The organism is Curtobacterium sp. MCSS17_006 (assembly GCF_003234215.1).
Taxonomy (GTDB): Bacteria; Actinomycetota; Actinomycetes; order Actinomycetales; family Microbacteriaceae; genus Curtobacterium; species Curtobacterium flaccumfaciens.
This window is the reverse complement of sequence record NZ_QKSO01000003.1, coordinates 143183-161829: the sequence shown is the minus strand read 5'-3', so window position 1 is coordinate 161829 and position 18647 is coordinate 143183. Positions and strand designations below refer to the sequence as shown.

Sequence of the window (18647 nt, the reverse complement as noted above, 5' to 3'; positions counted from 1 at the left end):
GTCGGCGAACACCGTCAGCCAGCGCAGACCGTCAGTCAGCGAAGACCCTCAGTCGGCGAACACCATCGGCCGGTTCGACAGCCGCGGCTGGTTCGCGGCCTTCGGCTTCTCGGCACGCGCGCGGACCGGGGCGATCGTCACCCGGGTCACCGCGCCGAGCGCCTCGACCGTCTCGACCCCGTGGTGCCCGGCTGCGTGCACGACGATCGCGGCGCAGGCCTCGGCGTCGGCGGCGGCGTCGTGGTGCTGGAAGCCCTCGAACCCGGCGGCCATCGCGGCGACCGGCAGCCGGTACGAGTCGAGCGTGTAGGTCTTGCGGGCGACCGCCAGGGAGCACAGCGAGTGGTGCTCGGCCAGGTCGATGCCCGTCGCGGAGCACCCACCGGCGATGACGCCCATGTCGAAGCGGGCGTTGTGGGCCACCAGGACGTCACCCTCGGCGAAGGCCACCAGGTCGGGGTACTGCTGCTCCCACGTCTTGGCGTGCGTGACGTCCTCGGCGACGATGCCGTGGATCCGCGTGTTCCACTCCAGGAACGCGTCGTGCCCGAACGGCGGGCGGATGAACCACGACGCCCGATCGACGACCCGGCCGGCGCGGACCTTCACGAGCCCGACGGAGCAGGCGCTGGCGGGCGAGCTGTTGGCGGTCTCGAAGTCGATCGCGGTGAAGTTCAACGGCACGGTCCCGATCGTCGCACGGGGTTCCGACATCGCCCTCCGTTCCCCTCGGCGTTGCGTGTGGCTACTGTCGGCGCATGGGGAACGAGACCGACCGCCGTCCGCTCGTCCTGGTGCTCGCCGGGTCCGGCTACGGGCAGCAGGCGCCGCTGCTCTGGTGGACGAGCGAGATCGCCGCCGGGGCAGGCTGCGAGGTCGTCGCGCCACGATGGCAGGTCGACGACGCTGCCGGTGCCGATCCGGTCGGGTTCGTCGAGACCGCTCTCGCCGCCGCCCTGGGGGACCGGCTGCCCGACCTCGTCGTCGCGAAGTCGTTCGGCTGCTTCGCCCTGCCGTGGGCGATCCGCCACGAGGTGCCCGGGGTCTGGCTGACGCCGGTCCTCACCCACGACGACGTCGCGGCAGCGCTCGCCGCCGCCACCGACGTGCACGTCGCGATCGGGGGTGGAGACGACACCATGTGGCGGCCCGAGCGGGTCTCGGGGACTGCTGCGCGCCTCCAGACCGTCGACCGTGCCGACCACTCGCTCCAGGTGCCGGTGGACTGGCGGCGATCGCAGCGGCTGCAGGCCGACGTCTTCGACGTCGTCGAGCGCCGCATCACGGCCCTGCGGCCCCCGATGGACGGGCCGCGTCCGCTGTACTGACGGACGGACTGGAGGCCCGGGTCGGCTCCGACAGGCCGCCGCCGGTAGGCTCTTCTTCCGTGGCTCTCACCATCGGAATCGTCGGACTCCCGAACGTCGGCAAGTCGACCCTGTTCAACGCCCTGACCAAGAACCAGGTCCTCGCCGCGAACTACCCGTTCGCGACGATCGAGCCGAACGTCGGGGTGGTGAACCTGCCCGACTCGCGGCTCGACCAGCTCGCCGAGCTCTTCCACTCGGAGAAGACCGTGCCGGCACCGGTGTCGTTCGTCGACATCGCGGGCATCGTCAAGGGCGCGAGCGAGGGTGAGGGCCTGGGCAACAAGTTCCTCGCCAACATCCGCGAGGCCGACGCCATCGCGCAGGTCGTCCGCGGCTTCACCGACGACGACGTCGTGCACGTCGCGAACAAGGTCTCCCCGAAGGACGACCTCGAGGTCATCAACACCGAGCTGATCCTCGCCGACATGGAGACCATCGACAAGGCGCTCCCGCGGTACGAGAAGATGCTCAAGCTCAAGCAGGCCGAGCCGGTCGTGCTCGAGACCGCTCGCGAGGCCCGTGCCGCGCTCGAGCAGGGCACGCTGCTGTCCGCCACCAAGATCGACCTCTCGCCGATCGCCGAGCTCGGCCTGCTCAGCGCCAAGCCCTTCATCTTCGTGTTCAACGTCGACGAGGCGATCCTGACCGACGAGTCCCGCAAGGCCGAACTGGCCGCGCTCGTCGCCCCGGCGCAGGCCGTGTTCCTCGACGCCCAGGTCGAGTCGGAGCTCATCGACCTCGACCCGGCCGACGCCGCCGAACTGCTCGAGTCGACCGGGCAGACCGAGTCCGGGCTCGACCAGCTCGCGCGCATCGGCTTCGACACCCTCGGGCTGCAGACCTACCTGACGGCCGGTCCGAAGGAAGCCCGTGCGTGGACGATCGGCAAGGGGTGGAAGGCTCCCCAGGCTGCCGGCGTCATCCACACCGACTTCGAGAAGGGCTTCATCAAGGCCGAGGTCATCTCGTTCGACGACCTGGTCGAGACCGGCTCGATCGCTGAGGCCCGCGCTGCCGGCAAGGCTCGCATCGAGGGCAAGGACTACGTCATGCAGGACGGCGACGTGGTGGAGTTCCGCTTCAACAACTGATCTGCCGGCGTGGTTCGTCGTACGCCAGGATGAGCGCATGACGAATGCACAGGCAGGGTGGTACGACGACGGCTCCGGCGCCATGCGGTGGTGGGACGGTTCCGCGTGGACGGAGCAGGTGCAGCAGCAGGCGCCCGCGTCGGGTGCCGGTGGAGTGATCGGCCGGATCCAGGCGGAAGCCGCTTCGGGTGGTCAGCCGCGTCCGGCACAGAACGGCATGAGCTACGTCGTGCTGCAGGTGGTGCTCAAGGAGAAGTTCTTCGGGACCGGTTCGGGCAACCTCACCGAGCTCGAGAAGGCGATCAACGCGCAGGCTGCGCTCGGGTACCGGCTGCACACGATCACGACGGCTTCCTCGGGGAGCACGGGTTTCGGCGGCGGAGACCGAGTGCAGGCCACGATGGTCTTCGAGCGCCTGAACTGAGTCGATGCCACGAACGGTGCGAGGTTCCGTGAACGGTGCGACGACCGCCGCCTCGCACGATTCACGGAACCTCGCACGAAGCCCGCAGTCACCCACGCTGCCTCGGGAACGACGAAGCGCCGCCGAGCGAACTCGGCGGCGCTTCGTGGTGGTGCTGGTGGACCTAGGCCGCGAGGGCCATCTCGCCCGCCTGCACGGACTGTGCCTGCAGCAGGGTTCGGCTGGCCTCGCCCGCCCAGGAGCGGCCCGGGACGGTCCAGCCGGCTTCGCCGACGGCGTCGAGCCGGGTGCCCCGGGTGACGAAGGTCCCCAGGTCGTCGGCCGCGATGCGGACGAGGTACTCGCGCTGCGAGCGGTCGTCGCGCACCGGGAACTCGGCGATGCGGTCGGGGGTGATCGTCGGGGCCGCGAGTGCGGTCCCGAACACGGTGATTCGTTCGTTGCTGGTCATGGTGCTGTACTTCCTGGTCATTCGGCGCCAGGGCGACTCGGTGTCGGCGGACGTCTCAGTCCAGCGCGACGCATCGAGTGCGGGGCGCGCACGTCGAGTTTCAACGTGCAGCTCGTCCGTTCGGATCGAGCGGTGTCTCGAGTGGAATGCGACTCGGGTGAGTCGGTGTCGAGAGGTTGGTGTGCGCGAGTCAGATGGGTTCGCTGCAGTGCACCAACCAGAAACTATACGCCCACCCCGCCGAGAAGTCCAGCGAGCGACCGGAACGGGCGTCAGGACGCCAGGATGGCTGCCCAGCGTTCCCCGCCTGCGACCACGTTGCCCGAGCCGTCGAGGCGAGCGGCCGCGGACGACGGCTTGCGCGAGGCCTGCTCGCGGATCAGCCCGTCGAACGACGCCGAGAAGTCCAGGCGGGGCAGCGCGGCCGTGACGTCCCGCAAGGCGTCCGACGACCAACTGTCGAAGCCCACGCCGGAGACGTCGAGCGAGGTCGCCACCTCGAGCAGGTGCCCCTCGGCGTCGAGCTCCGGGTCGACGGACCGCCACATGTGCCGCTCGATGATCTCGCCGACCCGACGGGCTCGCACGGCGTCCCACCCGGCACCGAGCGCGAAGACCGAACCGACGGCGCCGCCGGCGTCCTCGAAGGGCACCCCGTGGGCGTCGAACGACGGGGTCACGCCGAGGTCGTGGAGCATCGTCGCGACGAAGAGCAGCTCGGGGTCCGGTTCGAGGTCGACCGTCGGGGCGAGCAGGACGGCCCAGGCCCACGAGCGCAGGCAGTGGTGCACGAGGGCGGGTTCGGACCATGCCCGCACGACGTCCAGTGCGCGCGCAGCCACGGGGGAGGGCGGGGTGAGCAGGGCTTCGACATCGACCGACATGGCACGACAGTAGCGGCAGGGACGAGCCGTAACGGGGCGGAAACGTGCCGGGCCAGAACCGGAAACAGCGCCCCGTTAGCTTTCGGTTCACTGAGTACCCGCTCAGCACCCCTCCACCCCACCCGAAGGAACTGCGCCCATGCAGCACCGACCACGGCTGCGCCCACGCGCGACGATCGTCTCCTCGACGCTCGTCGCCGCCGGGGCGTTCGGCCTCGCCGTCCTGACGGCCGCTCCGGCCCAGGCAGCGCCCACCGCCACCACCGCCACCATCGACGCCCCGGCCACCGTGACCGTCGGCACGGCGTTCGACGTCGACCTGACGATCCCGGACACCGCCGACGTCTACGCGTACGAGATCACCCTCGAGGCCGACTCGGTGCAGTACCGGGACGACAGCGTCACCGGCCCGGACGGCGGCTTCGACACAGTCGAGCAGGACGGCGACGCCCTGACGATCGTGCACACCCGCCTCGGCACCTCACCGGCACTCGACGGCGACCTGACCACCTCGATCTCGCTGACCCCGACCGCGGTCGGCAGCGTCGACCTCGACGTCACGAGCATCACCCTCGTCGGCTCCGACGGCACGTCGACGACCCTCGACGACCCGGCGAGCACCACCGTCGTGGTCGCCGCGGCCGCGACCACCGCCCCGACGGCCACGCCGACCCCGGGAGCGACCACACAGCCCGGTGCCGGTGGCGGAACGGATGCACCCACTGCCCCCGGTGACCCGACCGCCCCGGGCACCGACCCGACCAGCGGCGCCACCGCCGTGGCGGCAGCCGGCGGGGACGACCGTCCGACCGGCGGCGACCTCGCCTGGACCGGCGCCGACGTCGCGCCGTGGATCGCCGCGTCCATCGCCCTGCTCGCAGCCGGCGGCACCCTGATCACCCTGCGGGCCCGTCGTGCCCGCCGCGACCGCACCGGAGCCTCCGCATGACCGCCACGAAGCAGGCCGCCACGAAGCGGGCCTCCAGCAAGAAGCGCACCACCGTCGCCGGCGCCTCGCTGATCGCCCTCGTCGGCACCGTCCTCGCCGCGACTCCCGCGATCACGGCCGCCGCAGCACCCGCGGCCGTCGACGCCAGCCCCGCCGCCATGCTCGCGCCGTACTACACGGACCTCGACCTGACCGGCGACGACCAGGTGACGAAGGCCGACCTCGCCGTGCTCACCGACCACCTCGGTGCGACGACCGCGAGCACCGACTGGGCGACGGTCAGCGCCGCGGACACCGACGGCGACGGCACCATCACCGTCGCCGACCTGGCCGGGTTGTCCCAGCGGATGATCTACGACGACGGCCCCTTCCAGCTCGTCGAGGCGTCGACCATCGACATGCAGGCCGCGATGAACGCCGGCGTCACCACGTCGGTCGCGATCACCGAGGACTACCTCGACCGCATCGCCGCCTACGACCGCGCGAAGGTCGACACCGCGTCGACCGGTCGCCCGCTCAACTCGATCGTCACCACCAACGCCGACGCCCTGGCCGCCGCGAAGACCGCGGACGCCGAGCGCGCCGAGCACGGGATGACGAGCATGCTGCTCGGCGTGCCGATCGCGGTGAAGGACAACTACGACACGAAGGACATGCCGACCACCGGTGGCTGCGGCTGCTGGGACGACAACCAGACCGACACCGACGCCGCCATGGTCACCGGCCTGCGCGACGCCGGCGCCGTGATCCTGGCGAAGGCCAGTCTCGACGAGTTCGCCTTCGGCTTCGTCTCCGAGTTCTCGTCGAACCAGTCCGCCGGCTCGTCGCTCCTGGTCGCCAGCCCGTACAACACGGCGCAGACGGCCGGTGGCTCGAGCGGCGGCACCGGTGCGGCGATCTCCGCGAACCTCGCGGGGATCGGCTTCGGCACCGACACCGGCGGCTCGATCCGTGTGCCGTCGACGTACAACCAGCTCGTCGGCATCCGGCCCACGGTCGGACTGACGAGCCGTGACGGGATCATCCCGCTCGCCCTGTCGCAGGACACCGGCGGCCCGATCACGCGCTCGGTCACCGACGCGGCGGTCGCGCTCGACGCCGTCACCGGCGTGGACGCAGCGGACCCGGCGACGAGTGCGCAGGCCGGCAAGGTGCCGACGTCGTACACGTCATCGCTCGACGCCGACTCCCTGCAGGGCGCCCGCATCGGCTACGTGACGAGCATGGTCGGGACGAACGCCACGACGAAGCGCCTGTTCGACGCCTCCGTCGCGAAGCTCGAGGCCGCCGGTGCCACCGTCGTCCCGATCACCGCGACGACGGCCTTCAACCGGGTCCTGTCCGAGGGCAGCGGCAGCACGAACGAGTTCAAGCAGGACCTGGACGAGTACGTCGCCAAGCACCTCGACCCCGACGTCACCGCACGTTCCCTGCAGGGCATCCTGGCCTCGGGTGAGTACGTACCGAGCCGCAAGAGCACCTACCAGTCGCGCGATCTGATCACCGACACGCAGTACCAGGCGTGGGCCGGACCGACGGGGTCGCACACGACACAGCTCGCCACCGGCAAGCAGCTCGTGACGCAGATGCTCGACGACCAGGGCCTCGACGCGCTCGTCTACCCGTCGGGCACGCCGTACGGCACGCAGTCGACGAACATGCGGCTCAGCCCGAACACCGGTATGCCGGCGATCACCGTCCCGATGGGCCAGGCGACCGCTGACGACAACACCATCACCGGTGCCGGCGTGAACCTGGAGTTCCTCGGCCGCTCGTTCGACGAGAGCACGGTCATCGGCCTCGGCTACGCCTTCGAGCAGGAGACGCACGCGCGCACCACGCCCGCGCTGTACCCGGCGCTCGGCTGAGCTGAGCGAGTCGCGTGACGCGACCACATGCAGACGGGAGGCCCGGTGCCAGCTGGCACCGGGCCTCCCGTCTGCACTGGGCTCAGTTCAGGGTCGGGGTGTCCTCCGGCACGACGCCGTCGGCGTACAGGTCGGTCGCCAGGTCGCGGAGCGCGCGCAGCGCGACCCGCTGCGTGAGCGGACCGTAGGAGATGCGGGCGACGCCGAGGGCCTCGTACTCCGCGGCGGGCAGGGCGCCGGGCAGGCCGATGACCGAGAGCTTGCCGCGGCCCAGACCGGCCACGAGTCGCTCGACCACGGAACGCTCGATCGCTCCGGGCACGAAGACCAGGGCGGCGCCGTTGTCCAGGAACGCCTTGCCGCGGGCGATCGCGTCCTCGATGCTCTCGTCGATCGGGCGCTCGCCGCCCCGCACGATCGCGTCGGTGCGGGCGTTCAGCTGGAAGTCGACGCCCTCGGCCTGCGCCGCTGCGGTGATCGCGGCGACGCGGGCGACCGCATCGTCGAAGGGACGCAGCCGGTCCTCGACGTTGGCGCCGACGATGCCGGAACCGATGGCGCGGCGTATCGTCTCGGCGGGGTCCTCGTAGCCGTCGTCCAGGTCGGCGGTGACCGGCAGGTCCGTGGCTGCGGCGACGATCGCCGCCCCGGACAGGGCGAGGTCGAGGGACATCCCGCCGTCCTCGTACCCGTACGAGGCGGCGATCGAGTGCCCGGCGGTGGCGATCGCCTTCGTGCCGGGCAGGTCGCTGACGACCTTGGCGGTGATCGCGTCCCACACGTTCACGACGCGCAGGATCTCGGGGGCTTCGTGCAGCTGCTTGAGGGTGACGGCCTTGTCGGCGGTGCTCGTGCTCATGTTGCCGACAGTAGGCCGACGGGGCGGCCCCCGGCCGCAAGCCCAGCCGAAGACGACGTGGGATGACGTCGGGAGTCGCGCCGGGCCTCCTGGCAGGGGCATGCTGGGACGCATGGCGAGCGACGAGCAGGACCCGGTCGGCACGCTCCGCGGGGTCCGGACGAGCATCAAGTGGACGCGGTCCGCGCCCGACGTGCTGCCCCTGTTCGTCGCCGAGATGGACCACGACGTCGCCCCGGCGATCCGGCAGGCCCTGATCGAACGGGTCTCGCAGTCCGACCTCGGGTACCTCGACGGCCCCGGTCCGCTCGCTCCCGCGTTCGCGCAGTTCGCGCTGGACCGCTGGGGCTGGCAGATCGACCCGTCGCGGATCCACCTGGCCACCGACGTCAGTGTCGGGATCGTCGAGTCGCTCCGGCTCGCGCTGCCCGACGGCGGCCGCGTCGCGATCACGCCGCCGGTGTACCCGCCGTTCTTCGAGCTCGTCCAAGAGGCCCGATGTCAGGTCGAGGAGGTCCCGCTGCTCGAGCAGTGGGGGCAGTACCGGCTCGACCTCGAGGGCCTCGAGCGCGCGTTCGCCGGCGGGGTCGGCGTCTTCCTGCTCTGCAACCCGCACAACCCGGTCGGGCTCGTGCACGACCGGGCCGACCTCGTCGCGATCGCCGAACTCGCTGCGAAGTACGACGTCCTCGTCATCAGCGACGAGATCCACGCACCCCTGACCCACCCCGGCGTGCAGTTCACCCCGTTCGCCGCCGTCGCCGAGCCGCTCGGTGCCCGGAGCGTGTGCGTGACCTCGGCGAGCAAGGGCTGGAACCTCGCCGGTGTGAAGTGCTCGGTCATCGTCGCCGGCGATCCCAGGACCGCCGCGCTCCTCGACACCCTGTGGGAGGAGGTCGCCTGCCGCACGAGCATCCTCGGGCTGCACGCGAACCTGGCGGCGTTCACCCTGGCGACGGACTGGCTCGACGACGTCGTGGCGCGCATCGTGGCGAACGACCGGCTGCTCGCCAAGCTCCTCGCCGAGCACCTGCCCGGGGTCGTCTACACGCGGCCGCGCGCCGGGTACCTGGCGTGGCTCGACTTCCGCGGCATCGGCCTCGGCGACGACCCCGCGGTGCCGCTGCGCGAGAACGCGTACGTCGCGCTCAACTCCGGGCTGGGGTTCGGGTCCGAGGGGCGCGGGTTCGTCCGGCTCAACCTGGCGTGCTCACCGGAGACCCTGCGCGAGGCCGTGTTCCGGATCGCCTCGGCGTACCCGTCGAGCGCGCAGGAGGGACTGGTCTGGCACGTCGCCTGACCTGCTCCTGACCGGCGCGTGCCGGGAGGCTCGTCCTCCACAACTCGCCGTTGCTGAAATCTGTCCACAGATCACGTTGGGTGTCCTGGATCGTGCTCCGCGGAGCGCCACGGTCGGTGCATGCAGAGATCCGATCCGACCATGTCCAATCGAGATAGGCAAGATTGCCTCGTCACGGTTGGCCAGCTACGGTGAAGCGCACGGAGTTGCTCCGCCGGCTCGCTCGGAAGGCTGACGAGAACGACGTCGAGTTCGTGTTCCACCGCCACGGCGGGAGCCACGACCTGTTCCGCTTCGGTCGGAACACGGTCGTCGTTCCGAGACACCGAGAGGTGGAGGAGATGACGGCGCGCGGCATCCTCCGTGACTGCGACCGACGAGGAGATGGGCGACGATGAGCCGACACACCGTGCGCGCGGAGCGCGGCAAGAAGTACTGGGTGATCTGGATCGACGGCGTCATCCGGACCCAGGCGAAGCGCGAACGAGAGATCGAGCTGATGGCCCGCGACTGGCTCTCGCTGATGAACGACGACCGCGATCCGGAGTCCTTCGAACTCGTCGTCGAGGTGGCGATGCCCGAAGCGGCGCAGGCGCACCTGGACCGTGCAGTGGCGCTCCGCGAGGAGTCCGAGCGCGCACGCATCGAGGCAGCCAAGGAGACGGCCGCCGCGGCGTTGGTCCTGCACGAGTCCGGACTCACGGTGCGTGAGATCGGACCGCTGCTCCACGTCTCGCACCAGCGAGCACAACAGCTCGTCGCCGCGGCTCGCTGACCGCCCGGGTCATCGCGCTCCGCCGGGGTCAGGCCACGTACTGGTTGCGGCCGACGACGCGGATGCGCAGGTCGTCGTCACGGTCCATCGCGAGGAGCTCGCGGGCCACGAACCCGACGGACGGCCACCGGGACACCTCGGTCACCATGAAGCCGTCGATGAAGACCTGCCACGCGCCGGCCTCGCGGACCGCCTGCACCTCGTACGTCGCCATGCCGCGAGCGTACCGGGACCGGGCCGCCGTCAGTGCAGTTCGAACGTCGGCGCAGGTCGAACGTCAGCGCAGGTCGAGGGTCATGTGCACATCGGCCCGCACGTACGGGCTCGGGGTGATCTCGTCCGCGCGCAGGTGCCGGAACCCGAACGCCTCGTACAGGTGCACGGCGCTGGTGAGCTGCGCGTTGCTCTCCAGGTCGATGCGGCGGGCGCCGAGCTCGCGTGCCCGGTCGAGCGCCGCGGCGATGAGCTTCCGCCCGGTGCCGTGCCCCTGGTGGTCGGGGGAGACCGCCATCTTCACGAGCTCGAACACGCCGGGGGTGGTGGGCACGACCCCGATGCACCCGACGACCTGGTCGTCGAGCCGGGCGACCAGGACGGCCCCGCCCCGTTCCACGACCCGGCCGACGGGATCGGAGAGGAACACGCGGTCCTCGTCCTCGAGGGTGAAGTACCGGGTGATCCAGGCCTCGTTGAGCGTGCGGAACGCCGCGGCATCCGCGGAGGTGGCGAGGTCGGTGATGGTGACGGTGGAGGTCGCTTCGGGCATGCATCCATCCTCAATCGACGATGCAGTCACGTCCAATACTCGTTCGAGCTGATCGATAGCCTGTGTGCATGGATCGAGAACCGGACGTCGACCTCAGGCAGCTGCGGGCGTTCCTCGCCGTCGCCGACGAGCTGCACTTCGGCCGCGCGGCCGAGCAGCTGCGGATCGCGCAGCCCGCACTGTCCCAGCAGATCCGGCGGACCGAACGCGCGCTCGGCGTCGACCTGTTCGTCCGGACCAGCCGCAGCGTCGCCCTGACCGCCGCCGGCCGGGTGCTGCAGGGCCGTGCGCGGTCGTTGCTCGGGCAGGTGCGACGGGACCTCGACGAGACGGTGCGGGTCGGGCGGGGCGAGGTCGGTCGGCTCGACGTCGGGTTCGTCGTCTCCGCGCTGCCCCTCGGCCCGATCGAACGTGTGCAGGCGTTCCGGGAGCGCTACCCCCTGGTCCGGGTCGAACTGACCGAGGGGTACTCGTCGACCCTGTTGGCACGGATCGTGCGCGGCGAACTCGACCTCGCCGTCGTCCGCGATGCCGACCCGGACCCCGCCGTGCGGCTGCTGCCGTTCCGTTCCGAGGCCTTCGTCGCCGCTGTGCCGCGCGGCCACCGGTTGGCAGATCGGGATCGCATCCGCGGCACGGAGCTGGTCGACGAGCCGTTCGTGTTCTTCCCTGCGGTCGCGGGGGCCTTGGCGACCGAGCGCAACCTCGCGCCGGTCACCGCCGGTGGCCGGCTGCCTGTCATCGTGCAGGAGGCCACGACCTGGGCGACCGTGCTGCACCTGGTCGGGGTCGGCCTCGGTGTCACGGTGGCGCCGGAGAGCGCCGCGCTCGCTGCACCCGACACGGTGGCACTCCTGCCGCTCGAGGGCAGCGACCACCGCAGCGAGCTCGCCTGGGCGATGCGCGCCGACGACGACCGCGAGATCCTGCGCAACTTCGTCGCCGCGGACTGACCGAGCGGACCGGCTGCGCGAGCGAACGCCGGTCGGGCGTCCTCGCTCAGCCCAGCGACAGGACGGGCGCCCGGTGGTCACCGAGTTCGTCGATGTGCCACGGCCGAGCTCCGCGCAGCGTCAAGCCGAGCTGCACGAGCACGAACCCGACGTGCGGCTCGACGTCGGGGTCCCACGGCCCCTCGACGCCCAGACCGAACGCGCCGAGTTCGTCGTCGGCCTCGTCCCGCAGCGTCAGCCGCCACCGGCCGTCGCCGAGTTCCTCGACCACGGCCCAGCGGGCGGTGCCGAACCGGCTCACGCCGTCTTGGTGATGTCCGCGGTGAAGTTCTGCACGCGCTGCAGCAGGGAGGCGCCACGCATCGCGATGGTCGCGGGCGGGTTCAGGTGCGGGGGCGCGGTGCGGATGAGCATCGGGCACCCGAGGTCTTCGCAGATGTACGTGCCGATCGTGTTGCCGTTGCGCCCTGACTCGCCGGCACGCGCTGCAGAGAACAGCCGGACCTGGGTCGCGGGCTGCGGCGAGTGGCAGAACGAGCACATCGCTGCGATGCCGGGGCGCAGCGAGCCACCGGCGGACCGGACGACGATGCCCACGGGGCGCTCGTCGATCCAGGACACGATGTACCCGCGGCGGGCGGCCTGCGGGTCGCGCCAGCCCAGGAACTCGCGTTCGTCCCAGAGCGTCTCGTGCAGGCCCGGGATGGGCAGCTGTGCGAGTTCGTCGGGGGTGGCGTTCACGAACGACGATCGGATGTCGGCTTCGGTCAGTGGCTTCACGGTGCGATCACCCTATGCCTCGCCTCCGACAGGGGCGCTACGACAGCCTGGAGGCGCGGATCGCCCCGAGCGCGCTGCTGCCGTCCGCCACCAGCACCGCCCGGCGCAGGGCGTCGCGTCCGACGCGACGGGCCGCCGCGTCGTCCGCGGCGAACTCCACGAGCACACGCGTCGACCGCGCCATGGCGCGCGCACCAGGCACCCACGGGACCGCACGCTCGATCGATTCCGCGACCGCGACCGCAGCCGCGTGGTGCTGGGTCAGGTGGGCGCGTTCGTGGGCGACCACGGCCTCCAGCTCGTCGGTGCGCAACCGGTCTGCCAAGCCGGTGCTGACGAGGACGCCACCGCTCCGACCCGGCACGGCGCACGCCAGTGCGTGGTCGGCCTCGACGACGGCGACGGGGGTGCCGTCGATCTCGCGGTGCGGGGCGACGCCGGAACGCATCGCCTGCCGGACGGCCTCGTGTTCCGGGCCGGGGCGCACCCGGACCGCGACGACGAACGCGACGACCGCGAGGAGCGCGACGCCGACGTTGAAGCCGTGCGTGGGGGAGCCGTCCCCGCCGAACAGCTCGGTGACCGGACGGTCGGCGAGCACCACGAGGGTGATGCCGGCCACGAAGCCGACGACGCCGAGCAGGACAGCGACCGACCAGCAGACCAGCGCGGTGCGGGGCAGGTCGATCGTCCAGGCGGAACGGGTCAGGATCCGGGGCGCGAACACCACCACCGCGAGTGCGAGGACGATGAGCGCGATGCCGGCGACGACCACGGTGTGCGGCCGGTCAGGAGCGGGCGCGGGCGTCGAGGGCGCGGCGCAGGGCCTCGAGGTCGTCCGAGGCGAGCGAGCCGGTGAACTGCAGCAGTGCGGCCTCGCGGTCGGACGACGCGGCCAGTGCGCTCGACATCAGCGACGCGGTCTGCTCGTCACGACTGTGCACGGCGCGGAATGTCAGGGGAGCGTCGTCGTGCTGCTCCCGTTCCACCTGGCCCTTGCGGCCGAGTCGGTCGAGCACGGTGAGGACGGTCGTCAGCGCGGGGCGGGGTTCCGGGAACGCGTCGAGCACCTGGCGCGCGGGGAGCCCGGCGTCGGCGGAGCGGAGGGCATCGAGCACCGCCTGCTCCAGCTGCCCGCGGGGGCGCGATCGTTGTCCGGCCATCCCCGCATTCTACGAGATGTCGAAGGCCCGCTTGCGACACACGCTCGAAACGCGGCCTCGGTATGCTCGTCGCGGACAACTGAACACACCGGCCGTTCATCCGTCGCGGGAGACGCCGTGCACGTACCTCCGGGTACGTCGTGCCTCTGGGTACATCGTGCCCTCGGGTACGTCGTGCCCTCGGGCGCACGCACGGCACCGAAGGAGCAATCCCCCCGTCAATCTCTCAGGTCCCACACCGCAGCGGACAGGCCACTCTGAAAAGCAGACGCTCGGTCGTCTCGCCCACGGTGAAAGCCGCCGGACCTCACGGGCCGCGGTGAAACTCTCAGGCCCATGACAGAGGGGGAGTTCCACCCGGCGATCGTCGCCGGGCCCTGCCGATGCCAGGAGAACTCCGCCATGAGTCCGTCCCCACTGCCCACGCCGGGTCAGCGTTCGTCGCCGCTCGAAGCCGTGCACGAGGCCGCCGGTGCGACCTTCACCGACTTCGCCGGGTACCGCATGCCCGTGCGCTACTCGTCGGACCTCGCCGAGCACCACGCCGTGCGCCAGGCCGCCGGCGTCTTCGACCTGTCGCACATGGCCGAGATCGGGGTGACCGGCAGCGATGCCGTCGCCTTCCTCGACCACGCGCTCGCCGGCTCCTTCGGCACGATGCCCATCGGCCGCGCCAAGTACTCGCTGCTGCTCGCCGAGGACGGCGGGATCCTCGACGACCTCGTCGTGTACCGGACCGACGACGACGTCTTCCTCGTCGTCGCGAACGCGTCCAACCGCGACGTGGCCGTCACCGCGCTCACCGCCCGGGCCGACGGCTTCGACGTCGAGGTCTCCGACGACTCCGACACGACGGCCCTCGTCGCGATCCAGGGCCCCGCGGCTGCCGGCACGCTCGACGCGCTCGTCGTCGCCGACCGCCTGCAGCCCGAGACCCCGCTCGACGAACTCGGCTACTACCGCGTGCTGCACGCGCTGTTCGACGGTGCCGACGTGCTCGTCGCCCGGACCGGGTACACCGGCGAGGACGGCTTCGAGGTCTACACGGACCCGGACACCGCCCCGGTGCTCTGGGACGCCCTGCTCGAGGCCGGTGCCGACCGCGGCGTCGTCCCCGCCGGGCTCGCCGCGCGCGACACCCTGCGACTCGAGGCCGGCATGCCCCTCTACGGGCACGAGCTCGGCACCGACGTCCGTCCGGCCCAGGCCGGCCTCGGCCGCGTCGTCGCCAAGGACGGCGACTTCGTCGGCGCGGCCGGCGCCACCCCGTCCGCGGACGCCCGGGTGCTCGTCGGTCTGGTGACCGAGGGCCGCCGTGCTCCCCGCGCCGGCTACGACGTCGTGCTCGACGGCACGGTCGTCGGCACCGTGACCTCGGGCGCGCTCTCGCCGACGCTCGGACACCCCGTCGCGATGGCCTTCGTCGACCCGGCCGCGCTCGCCGCCGTGTCGGACGGGGCACAGGTCCTCCACATCGACGTCCGCGGGACTGCCGTCCCCAGCACGGTCTCCGCGTTCCCCTTCTACCGCCGCGCCTCGAAAGGCTGACCCCATGACCGACCAGACCGCACTCCAGTACACGGCCGACCACGAGTGGCTGCTCGTCGAGGGCGACACCGTCACCGTCGGCATCACCGACCACGCCGCCGAGCAGCTCGGTGACGTCGTCTACGTCGAGCTCCCCGCCGTCGGCACGGCCACCACCGCCGGCGACCAGATCGGCGAGATCGAGTCGACCAAGAGCGTCGGCGAGCTCTTCGCCCCGATCGAGGGCGAGGTCGTCGAGATCAACGACGCCGTCGTCGACACCCCCGACACCGTCAACCAGGACCCGTTCGGTGCCGGCTGGCTCGTGAAGATCAAGGTCGACGGCACCTCGTTCCCCGAGGACCTGATGGACCACGAGGCGTACCGGGCCTCCATCGCATGACCGCGTTCGAGAACCTCCAGACGTCCTTCGCCGACCGCCACATCGGCACCACCCCGGCCGACCAGCAGGCCATGCTCGACGTCGTCGGGCAGCCGTCGCTCGACGCCCTGGTCCGTGCGGCGATCCCGGAGTCCATCCACGTCGGCCCCGTCGCCGACTCGGTGATCCCGGCCGCCGTCGGCGAGACCGAGGCGCTCGCCGAACTCCGCGCCAAGGCCGGCCGCAACACCGTCCGGCGCGCCATGATCGGCCTCGGCTACCACGGCACCCACACGCCCGCGGTGATCCAGCGCAACGTGCTCGAGAACCCGAGCTGGTACACGGCGTACACGCCCTACCAGCCGGAGATCTCGCAGGGCCGCCTCGAAGCACTCATCAACTTCCAGACGATGGTGTCCGACCTGACCGGCATGGCCACCGCCGGCGCCTCGATGCTCGACGAGGGCACCGCAGTGGTCGAGGGCATGCTCCTCGCCCGCCGTGCGTCCAAGGTCAAGGGCGACGCGTTCCTCGTCGACGCCGACCTGCTGCCGCAGACCCGTGCACTGCTCGACCACCGTGCCGACGCCGTGGGCATCACACTGCGCGCGTTCGACGCTGCCGCCGGCCCGAGCGACGACCAGCTCGACGGCGCGTTCGGCGTCATCCTGCAGTACCCGGGCGCCTCGGGCCGCATCGTCGACCCGTCGTCCGTCATCGAGCGGGTCCACGCCGGTGGCGGCATCGCCGTCGTCGCGGCCGACCTGCTCGCGATGACCCTGCTCGCCAGCCCCGGCGACCTGGGTGCCGACGTGGCCGTCGGGACGAGCCAGCGCTTCGGCGTCCCGCTCGGCTTCGGCGGCCCGCACGCCGGCTACCTCGCGGTGCGCGCCGGCCTCGAGCGCCAGCTCCCCGGTCGCCTGGTCGGGGTGTCCTTCGACGCCGACGGTCAGATGGCCTACCGCCTCAGCCTGCAGACCCGCGAGCAGCACATCCGCCGCGAGAAGGCGACGAGCAACATCTGCACCGCGCAGGTCCTGCTCGCCGTGATGGCATCGATGTACGCGGTCTACCACGGGCCCGAGGGCCTGCGGTTCATCGCCGGCCGGGTCGCGCGGACCACCGGTGCGCTCGCCGCCGTGGCGCGTGACGCCGGGGTCGAGGTCGTGCACGACGCCTTCTTCGACACGCTCACCCTGCGGGCCGTCGGTCGCTCCGAGGCGATCGTCGCGGCAGCGCAGGACGCTGGCTACCTGCTGCACGTCGTGGACGCCGACACGTTCCAGCTGTCCGTCGACGAGACGACCACGCCCGACGACGTCGCGGCGCTGGCGGGCGTGCTCGGGGCGGTGGACGTGACCGTCCCCGCGACCGAGACCGCCGTGCGCGACGCGGCCATGGGCCTCCCGGCCGCCCTGCAGCGCGAGAGCGACTACCTGACGCACCCCGTGTTCAGCGCACACCGCAGCGAGACCCGCATGATGCGGTACCTCAAGCACCTGTCCGACAAGGACTACGCGCTCGACCGCGGCATGATCCCGCTCGGCAGCTGCACGATGAAGCTCAACGCGGCGACCGAGATGGCCGCCGTGACCTGGCCGGAGTTCGCGAACATCCACCCGTTCGCACCGCGCGAGGACGTCGAGGGGTACCTCGACATGATCGGCGACCTCGAGTCGTGGCTCGCCGAGGTCACCGGCTACGACACCGTGTCCCTGCAGCCGAACGCCGGCAGCCAGGGTGAGCTCGCCGGCCTGCTGGCCATCCGTGGGTACCACCAGGCTCGTGGCGACGAGGACCGGACGGTCTGCCTGATCCCGTCGAGCGCGCACGGCACGAACGCCGCGTCCGCCGTGCTCGCCGGCATGAAGGTCGTCGTGGTGGCCTGCGACGAGAACGGCAACGTCGACCTCGAGGACCTCCGGGCCCGCGTCGCCGCCAACGCCGACACCCTCGCGGCGCTGATGATCACGTACCCGTCCACCCACGGCGTCTACGAGCACGACATCCGCGAGATCTGCGACGCCGTGCACGACGCCGGCGGCCAGGTCTACGTCGACGGCGCGAACCTCAACGCGCTGCTCGGCCACGCCCGCTTCGGTGACTTCGGCGGCGACGTGTCGCACCTCAACCTGCACAAGACCTTCTGCATCCCGCACGGCGGTGGCGGCCCCGGCGTGGGCCCCGTCGCCGCGAAGGCGCACCTGGCACCGTTCCTGCCCGGTCACCCGTTCGCGCAGCAGGCCGACCGGCGCTCCGGTGCGACCGCTGCCGAGGCGGACGACCGGCTGGCCCACGCCGGCGGCCCGGTCAGTGCGGCGCCGTACGGCAGCCCGAGCATCCTGCCGATCACGTGGACGTACGTGCGGATGATGGGGCTCGAGGGCCTCACCCGTGCGACCGAGGCCGCGGTCCTCGGGGCGAACTACATCGCTGCCCGTCTGCGCGACGCGTTCCCGGTGCTGTACACGGGCGACGACGGACTGGTCGCGCACGAGTGCATCCTCGACCTCCGCCCGCTGCGGGACACCACCGGCATCACGGTGGACGACGTCGCGAAGCGCCTGGTCGACTACGGGTTCCACGCGCCGACGATGTCGTTCCCGGTGGCGGGCACGCTCATGGTCGAACCGACCGAGAGCGAGGACCTCGCCGAGCTCGACCGCTTCGTCGACGCCATGCTCGCGATCCGGGCCGAGGCAGCGGCGGTGGAGCGCGGGGAGTGGCCGGCGGACGACAACCCGCTCGTGCACGCGCCGCACACCGCCTCGTCGGTGATCTCGGGGGAGTGGGCGCACGCCTACACCCGCGAGCAGGCCGTCTACCCGTTGCCGGGCATCAGCGGCCGCAAGTACTGGCCGCCGGTGCGCCGCATCGACCAGGCGTACGGGGACCGCAACCTGGTGTGCGCGTGCCCGCCGATCGAGGCGTTCGCCTGATCCCGACCGGCGCCGACACCCCGTCGTCGCCGTGCGCTCCGTCACCGAGCGCCTCGTGCCCCGTCCGGTCCTCCGGGCGGGGCACGGTCGTGTCCGGCCGGGGTCGGCCGGGGTCGGGCGGGGTCCGACGCGGCACGGTCGTGTCCCGGGCGGTCACGACACCCCG

The 18647-nt window shown here is 71.6% G+C and carries 22 protein-coding genes and 1 riboswitch; of the genes, 12 read left to right on the top strand and 10 right to left on the bottom strand.

Annotation, left to right across the window (positions count from 1 at the left end; all coding sequences use genetic code 11):
- Positions 1-48: 48 nt before the first annotated feature.
- The gene (locus DEJ21_RS04610; RefSeq protein WP_181435780.1) at positions 49-714 is read right to left on the bottom strand and encodes an exonuclease domain-containing protein; all 666 of its coding nucleotides are present in this window, start codon (positions 712-714) and stop codon (positions 49-51) included.
- 44 nt (positions 715-758) lie between these two features.
- Between DEJ21_RS04610 and DEJ21_RS04605 the strand changes: the two genes are divergently transcribed.
- Genes DEJ21_RS04605 through DEJ21_RS04595 form a run of 3 tightly spaced genes read left to right on the top strand, consistent with a single transcriptional unit; the run spans position 759 to position 2885 of the window.
- Positions 759-1328 carry a hypothetical protein gene (locus DEJ21_RS04605; protein ID WP_111223850.1) on the top strand — a complete coding sequence of 190 codons (570 nt, stop codon included), beginning with the start codon at positions 759-761 and terminating at the stop codon, positions 1326-1328.
- Positions 1329-1387: 59 nt separating this feature from the next.
- Positions 1388-2461, top strand: coding sequence for a redox-regulated ATPase YchF (gene ychF / locus DEJ21_RS04600; protein ID WP_111088238.1), 1074 nt, complete (start codon positions 1388-1390; stop codon positions 2459-2461).
- Positions 2462-2498: 37 nt separating this feature from the next.
- Complete coding sequence (locus DEJ21_RS04595) at positions 2499-2885, top strand: DUF2510 domain-containing protein (protein ID WP_111223849.1); 387 nt, start codon at positions 2499-2501, stop codon at positions 2883-2885.
- A 163-nt stretch (positions 2886-3048) separates the two neighbouring features.
- Here DEJ21_RS04595 and DEJ21_RS04590 read toward each other — a convergent pair whose 3' ends face one another.
- Together DEJ21_RS04590 and DEJ21_RS04585 are read right to left on the bottom strand one after the other, a co-directional pair.
- Positions 3049-3336, bottom strand: a complete 288-nt coding sequence (locus tag DEJ21_RS04590; RefSeq protein WP_017887091.1) for a hypothetical protein — start codon at positions 3334-3336, stop codon at positions 3049-3051.
- A 272-nt stretch (positions 3337-3608) separates the two neighbouring features.
- Positions 3609-4220 carry an HD domain-containing protein gene (locus DEJ21_RS04585; protein WP_111223848.1) on the bottom strand — a complete coding sequence of 204 codons (612 nt, stop codon included), beginning with the start codon at positions 4218-4220 and terminating at the stop codon, positions 3609-3611.
- 139 nt (positions 4221-4359) lie between these two features.
- On the opposite strand from DEJ21_RS04585, the gene DEJ21_RS18115 reads away from it, so the two are divergent.
- Together DEJ21_RS18115 and DEJ21_RS04575 are read left to right on the top strand one after the other, a co-directional pair.
- Positions 4360-5169: a hypothetical protein gene (locus DEJ21_RS18115; protein ID WP_111223847.1), complete on the top strand. Its 810-nt coding sequence runs from the start codon at positions 4360-4362 to the stop codon at positions 5167-5169.
- Positions 5166-7037 carry an amidase family protein gene (locus DEJ21_RS04575; RefSeq protein ID WP_111223846.1) on the top strand — a complete coding sequence of 624 codons (1872 nt, stop codon included), beginning with the start codon at positions 5166-5168 and terminating at the stop codon, positions 7035-7037. The genes DEJ21_RS18115 and DEJ21_RS04575 overlap by 4 nt, the downstream gene beginning before the upstream one ends.
- An 82-nt stretch (positions 7038-7119) precedes the next feature.
- Here the strand turns inward: DEJ21_RS04575 and DEJ21_RS04570 are convergent, their stop codons facing one another.
- Positions 7120-7896, bottom strand: a complete 777-nt coding sequence (locus tag DEJ21_RS04570) for an isocitrate lyase/phosphoenolpyruvate mutase family protein (protein WP_111223845.1) — start codon at positions 7894-7896, stop codon at positions 7120-7122.
- 112 nt (positions 7897-8008) lie between these two features.
- Here DEJ21_RS04570 and DEJ21_RS04565 point away from each other — a divergent pair, with 112 nt between their 5' ends.
- The 3 genes from DEJ21_RS04565 (at position 8009) to DEJ21_RS04555 (ending at position 9971) form a co-directional block, all read left to right on the top strand.
- Positions 8009-9196 carry a MalY/PatB family protein gene (locus DEJ21_RS04565; RefSeq protein ID WP_258374877.1) on the top strand — a complete coding sequence of 396 codons (1188 nt, stop codon included), beginning with the start codon at positions 8009-8011 and terminating at the stop codon, positions 9194-9196.
- Positions 9197-9387: 191 nt separating this feature from the next.
- Positions 9388-9594 (top strand): type II toxin-antitoxin system HicA family toxin, encoded by a 207-nt coding sequence (locus DEJ21_RS18460; protein WP_204166201.1) that lies wholly within the window; start codon positions 9388-9390, stop codon positions 9592-9594.
- Positions 9591-9971, top strand: coding sequence for a hypothetical protein (locus tag DEJ21_RS04555; RefSeq protein ID WP_071404182.1), 381 nt, complete (start codon positions 9591-9593; stop codon positions 9969-9971). Before DEJ21_RS18460 ends, DEJ21_RS04555 begins: the two co-directional genes overlap by 4 nt.
- Positions 9972-9999: 28 nt before the next feature.
- On the opposite strand, the gene DEJ21_RS04550 is transcribed toward DEJ21_RS04555, so the two are convergent.
- Positions 10000-10185 carry a hypothetical protein gene (locus DEJ21_RS04550; RefSeq protein ID WP_017887087.1) on the bottom strand — a complete coding sequence of 62 codons (186 nt, stop codon included), beginning with the start codon at positions 10183-10185 and terminating at the stop codon, positions 10000-10002.
- Between the two features lie 63 nt (positions 10186-10248).
- Positions 10249-10737: a GNAT family N-acetyltransferase gene (locus DEJ21_RS04545; protein WP_111223843.1), complete on the bottom strand. Its 489-nt coding sequence runs from the start codon at positions 10735-10737 to the stop codon at positions 10249-10251.
- Between the two features lie 68 nt (positions 10738-10805).
- Between DEJ21_RS04545 and DEJ21_RS04540 the strand changes: the two genes are divergently transcribed.
- On the top strand, positions 10806-11690 hold the full coding sequence (locus DEJ21_RS04540; protein ID WP_111223842.1) for a LysR substrate-binding domain-containing protein: 885 nt from the start codon (positions 10806-10808) through the stop codon (positions 11688-11690).
- Between the two features lie 46 nt (positions 11691-11736).
- On the opposite strand, the gene DEJ21_RS04535 is transcribed toward DEJ21_RS04540, so the two are convergent.
- Genes DEJ21_RS04535 through DEJ21_RS04520 form a run of 4 tightly spaced genes read right to left on the bottom strand, consistent with a single transcriptional unit; the run spans position 11737 to position 13633 of the window.
- Positions 11737-11991, bottom strand: coding sequence for a hypothetical protein (locus DEJ21_RS04535; protein ID WP_111223841.1), 255 nt, complete (start codon positions 11989-11991; stop codon positions 11737-11739).
- Positions 11988-12470, bottom strand: coding sequence for an FBP domain-containing protein (locus tag DEJ21_RS04530; protein WP_027464546.1), 483 nt, complete (start codon positions 12468-12470; stop codon positions 11988-11990). Before DEJ21_RS04530 ends, DEJ21_RS04535 begins: the two co-directional genes overlap by 4 nt.
- A gap of 37 nt (positions 12471-12507) precedes the next feature.
- Positions 12508-13245, bottom strand: a complete 738-nt coding sequence (locus DEJ21_RS04525) for a M56 family metallopeptidase (protein ID WP_111223840.1) — start codon at positions 13243-13245, stop codon at positions 12508-12510.
- 13 nt (positions 13246-13258) lie between these two features.
- The gene (locus tag DEJ21_RS04520; RefSeq protein WP_111223839.1) at positions 13259-13633 is read right to left on the bottom strand and encodes a BlaI/MecI/CopY family transcriptional regulator; all 375 of its coding nucleotides are present in this window, start codon (positions 13631-13633) and stop codon (positions 13259-13261) included.
- 247 nt (positions 13634-13880) lie between these two features.
- A riboswitch (glycine riboswitch) is annotated at positions 13881-13986 on the top strand.
- Positions 13987-14035: 49 nt separating this feature from the next.
- Between DEJ21_RS04520 and gcvT the strand changes: the two genes are divergently transcribed.
- Genes gcvT through gcvP form a run of 3 tightly spaced genes read left to right on the top strand, consistent with a single transcriptional unit; the run spans position 14036 to position 18481 of the window.
- Positions 14036-15181 (top strand): glycine cleavage system aminomethyltransferase GcvT, encoded by a 1146-nt coding sequence (gene gcvT, locus DEJ21_RS04515; RefSeq protein WP_111223838.1) that lies wholly within the window; start codon positions 14036-14038, stop codon positions 15179-15181.
- 4 nt (positions 15182-15185) lie between these two features.
- On the top strand, positions 15186-15563 hold the full coding sequence (gene gcvH, locus DEJ21_RS04510; RefSeq protein ID WP_111223837.1) for a glycine cleavage system protein GcvH: 378 nt from the start codon (positions 15186-15188) through the stop codon (positions 15561-15563).
- A complete protein-coding gene (gene gcvP / locus DEJ21_RS04505) occupies positions 15560-18481 on the top strand; it encodes an aminomethyl-transferring glycine dehydrogenase (protein WP_111223836.1) in 2922 nt (973 codons plus the stop codon). Before gcvH ends, gcvP begins: the two co-directional genes overlap by 4 nt.
- Positions 18482-18647 lie beyond the last annotated feature (166 nt).